This is a genomic window from Nitrococcus sp., from assembly GCF_059432795.1.
In genome coordinates this window covers 1-6,438 of sequence record NZ_JBXWZQ010000207.1, presented here as the reverse complement: position 1 = coordinate 6,438, position 6,438 = coordinate 1, and the positions used below count along the sequence as shown (strand labels likewise).

The following is a 6,438-nucleotide window of genomic DNA, read 5'->3' as shown; positions in this document are numbered from 1 at the left end:
TGGCGACGACCATCAAGGCAGCCAAGAAGATGGTGGAACGCGAGGCTCCCGAGGTGTGGGACATACTCGAGGAAGTCATCCGTGAGCACCCGGTGCTGCTCAACCGTGCCCCGACGTTGCACCGGCTGGGGATTCAGGCATTCGAACCGGTGCTGATCGAGGGCAAGGCGATCCAGTTGCATCCTCTCGTTTGCCCGGCATTCAATGCCGACTTCGACGGTGACCAGATGGCCGTGCATGTACCTCTGTCGCTGGAGGCGCAGCTCGAGGCGCGGGCATTGATGATGTCGACCAACAATGTGCTCTCACCGGCCAATGGGGAGCCGATCATCGGTGCCACTCAGGATATCGTTCTCGGCCTTTACTACATGACCCGTGAGCGCGTGGGCGCGCTCGGCAGTGGCATGAGGTTCTCCGACACTGCTGAGTTGCATCGTGCCTATGAGGCGCGGAAGGTCGATCTGCAGGCGCGGATCGAAGTGCGCATCCGGCAGACGGATTTGCAGGATGATGGCGTGTTGCGGGAGAGTTTTCAGAGGGTAAGCACGACGGTTGGACGTACGTTGCTCCATGATATCGTGCCGGAGGGGTTGCCGTTCGACATGGTCGATCGCGACATGACGAAAAAGGCCATCTCCGAAATTATCAATGCCTGCTACCGCCGCCTCGGCCTCAAGGCCACGGTGGTCTTCGCCGACCGTTTGATGTATCTCGGCTTCTATATGTCGACCCGTGCGGCGGTGTCCATCGGCGTCGATGACATGGTTATTCCCGAAGAGAAGGAAGAGATTCTCAAGCGCGCTGAGGAGGAAGTTAAGGAGATCGAGGATCAATACGCCTCGGGGTTGGTGACCAACGGTGAGCGCTACAACAAAGTGGTGGATATCTGGTCGCATACCAATGATCAAGTCGCGCGGGCGATGATGGAAAAACTCGGCAAGGAGATCAACCGCGACGTCGAGGGGAACGAAGTCGAGCAGAAGTCGTTCAACTCTATCTTTATGATGGCGGATTCGGGGGCTCGCGGAAGCGCAGCACAGATTCGTCAGCTTGCCGGCATGCGCGGGCTGATGGCCAAGCCGGACGGATCCATTATAGAAACACCGATCACGGCCAACTTCCGTGAGGGCTTGAACGTCCTCCAGTATTTCATCTCTACTCACGGTGCCCGTAAGGGCCTTGCGGATACCGCGCTCAAGACCGCCAACTCGGGCTACTTGACGCGGCGGCTGGTGGACGTTGCTCAGGATCTCGTGGTCACCGAGCCCAACTGTGGGACCTCTCGGAGTCTCAGGATGACGCCGCTGATCGAGGGCGGCGATGTCGTAGAGCCGTTGCGCGAGCGAGTCCTTGGGCGGGTGGTGGCTCAGGATATCTTGCAGCCCGGGGGCGATGAGGTCGTGGCATCGGCCGGCACGCTCCTGGACGAAAATCTCGTGGACCGTTTGGAGGCCGAGGGGGTAGACGAAGTCTGGGTGCATTCGCCGATCACCTGCGATGCCCGGTACGGAGTCTGTGCCAGTTGCTATGGGCGTGACCTCGCCCGTGGCCATCGCGTCAATATCGGCGAGGCAGTGGGTGTCATTGCCGCGCAGTCGATTGGCGAGCCCGGCACTCAGCTAACGATGCGGACCTTTCATATCGGCGGTGCGGCCTCACGCTCGGCATCGGTCAGCAATGTACAGGCGAAGTCCGCCGGGACCGTGCGGCTGCACAACATCAAGACGGTGAAACACCACAGCGGAAACCTGGTTGCAGTTTCTCGCTCGGGCGAGATCACCATCATGGATGAACACGGCCGTGAGCGGGAACGCTATAAAGTTCCCTATGGCGCGACCATCTCGGTGGCTGACAACGACAGCGCAGTGGTCGGACAAGTGGTCGCGAGCTGGGATCCGCATACTCATCCCATTATCACTGAGGTGAAGGGCTGGCTGCGATTTTATGACTTCGTCGAGGGTGTGACCGTTAATCGTCAGTTTGACGACGTGACTGGCTTGAGCAGCCTGGTCGTAACAGACCCGAAAACGCGTGGAAGCGGTGAATACCGCCGGTCGGTCGTTAGCGCGGAAGGCAAACAATCCGAGGAACGCGTGGCGCATAAAGATTTGCGCCCGATGATCAAGCTGGTCGATGCCGACGGTCACGATCTCAATCTGGCGGGAACGGACATTCCGGCCAACTATTATCTGCCTGCCGGCGCTATCGTCAGCGTGGCGGATAATGCGGAGGTCGATGTCGGTGACGTCATTGCCCGCATCCCGCAGGAATCGTCGAAAACGCGCGATATCACCGGCGGGTTGCCGCGTGTTGCCGATCTGTTCGAGGCACGCAAGCCCAAGGAGCCGGCGATCCTGGCTGAGGTCTCCGGGACAGTCAGTTTCGGTAAGGACACCAAAGGTAAACAACGGCTGGTCATCACGCAGGCGGATGGCGAGACTTACGAGGAACTGATACCGAAGTGGCGCAACGTGACCGTCTTCGAGGGCGAGCACGTGGAGAAAGGCGAAGTGATCGCCGATGGGGAGCCCAATCCCCATGACATTCTCCGGTTGCTGGGCGTTACGGAGTTGGCCGCTTATCTGGTCAAAGAAATACAGGACGTCTATCGCCTCCAGGGTGTGAAGATCAACGACAAGCATATCGAGGTGATCTTGCGCCAGATGCTGCGCAAGGTCGAAATCAGAGAGACGGGCGATACACGTTATCTCCGCGGCGAGCAGCTCGATTGGGGGCGCGTGACGGAAGAGAATGAGCGTCTGCAAAATGCCGACAAGGAGCCGGCGACGTTGGAACCGGTGCTGCTCGGCATCACCAAGGCGTCGCTTGCAACGGACTCGTTCATTTCCGCGGCCTCCTTCCAGGAGACGACACGGGTGCTCACCGAAGCTGCTGTGCGTGGGGCGCGTGATGATCTGCGTGGCCTCAAAGAGAACGTAATCGTCGGTCGGCTCATACCTGCGGGAACGGGTTTCGCCTATCACGCGGAACGCCAGCGGATTCGGTATATCGGTCCTGGGCCAGCCCCAACAACGCCCACTGCGCCCGTAGAGCGGGTAGAGGAGGAAACCTCGTCGGTGGACGACGGAAACCCCGAGCCCAGCGATGAATGAAGGATTCGGCCGCCGGGGCAGCGGCCGATGACATCAGTGCTTTCAGTTGACACCTTCGATGCGGGTGTCTACACTAGCGCACCTTCGACAGGCCGGACTCCCCGGCCTGTCGTTTGTTTTCAGGCGGAGTAAACGACTTATGGCGACGACCAATCAGCTGGTCAGAAGGGGGCGCACGCGCAGAGCGTCGAAAAGCAATGTACCAGCGCTGGAGAGTTGTCCGCAAAAGCGCGGCGTTTGCACGCGCGTTTACACAACCACACCTAAGAAGCCGAATTCGGCTTTGCGCAAAGTCATGCGAGCTCGTCTGACGAATGGCTACGAGGTGGCTGTCTATATAGGCGGTGAAGGACATAACTTGCAGGAGCATTCCGCTGTCTTGATCCGGGGCGGCCGGGTGAAGGATTTGCCGGGAGTGCGCTATCATGTAGTGCGTGGATCGCTCGATACCGCCGGTGTGAACAAACGCAGGCAGGGGCGCTCTAAATACGGCGCGAAGCGGCCCAAGGCCTGACGCCGATAATGTTGCGGTTTTGAACTCGAGCTAAGCAGGTAGAGGCGATGCCACGGAGAAGGGAAGTCCCCAAGCGTAAGGTGCTTCCGGACCCTAAATTCGGAAGCGAGCTGCTGACCAAGTTCGTGAACATGTTGATGCGCGACGGTAAGCGCTCGGTGGCAGAAAAGATCGTATACGGCGCCCTAACCCGAATACAGGAGCGCGGTGCCGGCGAGCCGATGGCCGTCTTGGAGTCTGCCCTCGATAACGTGCGGCCGGTGGTCGAGGTTAAATCCCGTCGCGTCGGCGGTGCTACGTATCAGGTGCCTGTGGAGGTTCGGCCGCAACGACGCATGACTTTGGCCATGCGCTGGGTAATTGATGCAGCCCGGAAGCGGAGCGAGACGACCATGCAACACCGGTTGGCTGCCGAATTGCAGGAGGCTGCAGAGAACCGGGGCACTGCGGCAAAGAAGCGTGAAGATACTCATCGGATGGCCGAAGCGAATAAGGCTTTCTCGCACTTCCGCTGGTAACGCAACAGGGTTATTTAGCTGTGGCACGCAAAACTCCCATCGAGCGCTATCGCAACATCGGCATCATGGCGCACATCGATGCCGGCAAGACGACGACGACGGAGCGCGTCCTCTTCTATACGGGTATCTCGCACAAAATCGGCGAGGTTCACGAAGGCGCTGCGGTTATGGATTGGATGGAGCAGGAGCAGGAGCGGGGTATCACGATCACCTCCGCGGCCACGACCTGCTTTTGGCAGGGCATGGATCAGCAGTATCCAGAGACGCGGATCAACATAATTGACACCCCGGGCCACGTGGATTTCACTATCGAGGTGGAGCGTTCCCTGCGGGTACTCGATGGTGCCGTGGGTGTCTTTTGTGCTGTGGGTGGTGTCGAGCCGCAATCCGAGACCGTGTGGCGGCAAGCCAATCGTTACGAAGTGCCGCGAATTGCGTTCGTGAATAAAATGGATCGCGCCGGCGCTGATTTCCTCCGTGTAGTCAAGCAAATTCGGCAACGTCTCGGATCGCAGGCGATTCCGGTGCAGTTGCCGATCGGCGCGGAAGAGGACTTCGTTGGTATCGTCGATCTGATTCGTATGAAAGCCATCTACTGGGACGATACCACCCAGGGGGCGACGTACAAACAGGAAGACCCGCCCGCGGACATGCTGGAGGCCTGCCAGCATTACCACGAGGCGCTGGTCGTGGCAGCCGCTGAAGCCAACGAAGAACTGATGGAGCGTTATCTCGACGAGGAGAACCTCTCCTGCGAGGAGATTAATCGAGGACTGCGGATCCGCACCTTGAGCAATGAAATCGTGCCTGTGCTTTGTGGCAGTGCGTTCAAGAATAAGGGCGTGCAGGCATTGTTGGACGCGGTGGTCGAATACCTGCCCAGTCCTCTTGACGTCGCCTCGATTCGCGGTGAGCTCGAGGATGGTGCGAGTGCTGAACGCCATCCTTCGGATGAAGAGCCCTTCAGTGCGCTCGCCTTTAAGATTGCCACTGACCCGTATGTGGGTACGCTGACCTTCTTCAGGGTCTACTCCGGCGTTGTTCGCTCCGGCGACACAGTATGGAATCCGGTGAAGGATAAGCGGGAGCGCTTCGGGCGGATCGTGCAGATGCATGCGAAGGAGCGGAAAGAGCTCGCGGAGGTCCGGGCGGGTGATATCGCGGCCGCAATTGGCCTCAAGGATGTCAGTACGGGCGATACGCTGTGTGATCCGAACCAGAAAATCACCCTGGAGCGCATGGAGTTCCCGGAGCCGGTCATTTCAGTGGCAGTCGAGCCCAAGACGAAAAGCGACCAAGAAAAGATGGGCGTCGCCTTGCAGAAACTCGCCCAAGAAGATCCCTCTTTTCGCGTGCGCACGGACGAGGAGTCAGGTCAGACGATTATCTCAGGCATGGGGGAGTTGCATCTCGAGATCATCGTCGATCGGCTCAAGCGAGAGTTCAAGGTCGATGCCAATGTCGGCAAACCCCAAGTTGCTTATCGTGAAAGCATCCGCAAGCAGACCGAGGCGGAAGGCAAGTTTATTCGGCAAACCGGTGGGCGAGGCCAGTACGGCCACGTCTGGCTTCGGGTGGAGCCCCAGGAGCGAGGTAAAGGTTACGAGTTCGTCAGCGCCATCGTCGGCGGTACGATTCCGAAAGAATACATTCCGTCTGTGGATAAGGGCATCCGTGAGCAGATGGAGAACGGAGTGCTCGCCGGTTATCCTGTCATCGATTTCAAGGTGACGCTGTTCGACGGTTCGTATCATGACGTGGATTCCTCGGAAATGGCCTTCAAAATTGCAGGGTCCATGGCTTTCAAGGAGGCGTTCATGAAAGCCAACCCGGTATTGCTCGAGCCGATCATGAAGGTGGAGATCGTTACCCCCGAGGAATTCATGGGGGGCGTAATGGGCGACGTCAGCCGCCGTCGCGGCACGGTGCAGGGTATGGAAGACACTCCGTCGGGTAAGATCATCCGCGCTGAAGTACCGTTGAAGGAAATGTTCGGGTATGCCACGGATCTTCGCTCGGCCACGCAGGGCCGGGCGGCTTACACAATGGAATTCCGCGGCTATTCGGAGGCGCCAGCCAATATTGCGAGCGAGATAATCCAAAAGGCCTCCTGACGGGGTCGATGCCGAAAGTGGATTTGCAACAGCTTTGAGCGAAGAGGTATGAGCCGTGTCCAAGGAGAAGTTTCAGCGTACCAAGCCGCACGTAAATGTTGGGACGATTGGTCACGTTGACCATGGCAAGACGACGTTGACGGCGGCGATGACGAAGGTTTTGTCGTCGCGGTACGGTG

5 protein-coding genes are annotated in these 6,438 nt (G+C 58.8%); all 5 read left to right on the top strand.

Annotated elements, in window-relative coordinates; all coding sequences use genetic code 11:
- Positions 1-3,113 (top strand): DNA-directed RNA polymerase subunit beta' (rpoC, locus tag AC52Q4_RS14605; RefSeq protein ID WP_495537532.1); only part of this gene is annotated, 3,113 nt, incomplete at its 5' end.
- A gap of 139 nt (positions 3,114-3,252) precedes the next feature.
- On the top strand, positions 3,253-3,627 hold the full coding sequence (rpsL, locus tag AC52Q4_RS14600) for a 30S ribosomal protein S12 (protein ID WP_495537531.1): 375 nt from the start codon (positions 3,253-3,255) through the stop codon (positions 3,625-3,627).
- Positions 3,628-3,674: 47 nt separating this feature from the next.
- Positions 3,675-4,145 (top strand): 30S ribosomal protein S7, encoded by a 471-nt coding sequence (gene rpsG / locus AC52Q4_RS14595; RefSeq protein WP_495537530.1) that lies wholly within the window; start codon positions 3,675-3,677, stop codon positions 4,143-4,145.
- A gap of 20 nt (positions 4,146-4,165) precedes the next feature.
- The gene (gene fusA, locus AC52Q4_RS14590) at positions 4,166-6,259 is read left to right on the top strand and encodes an elongation factor G (protein WP_495537529.1); all 2,094 of its coding nucleotides are present in this window, start codon (positions 4,166-4,168) and stop codon (positions 6,257-6,259) included.
- A gap of 55 nt (positions 6,260-6,314) precedes the next feature.
- The coding region (locus AC52Q4_RS14585) for a GTP-binding protein (protein WP_495535969.1) at positions 6,315-6,438 on the top strand (124 nt) is incomplete at its 3' end.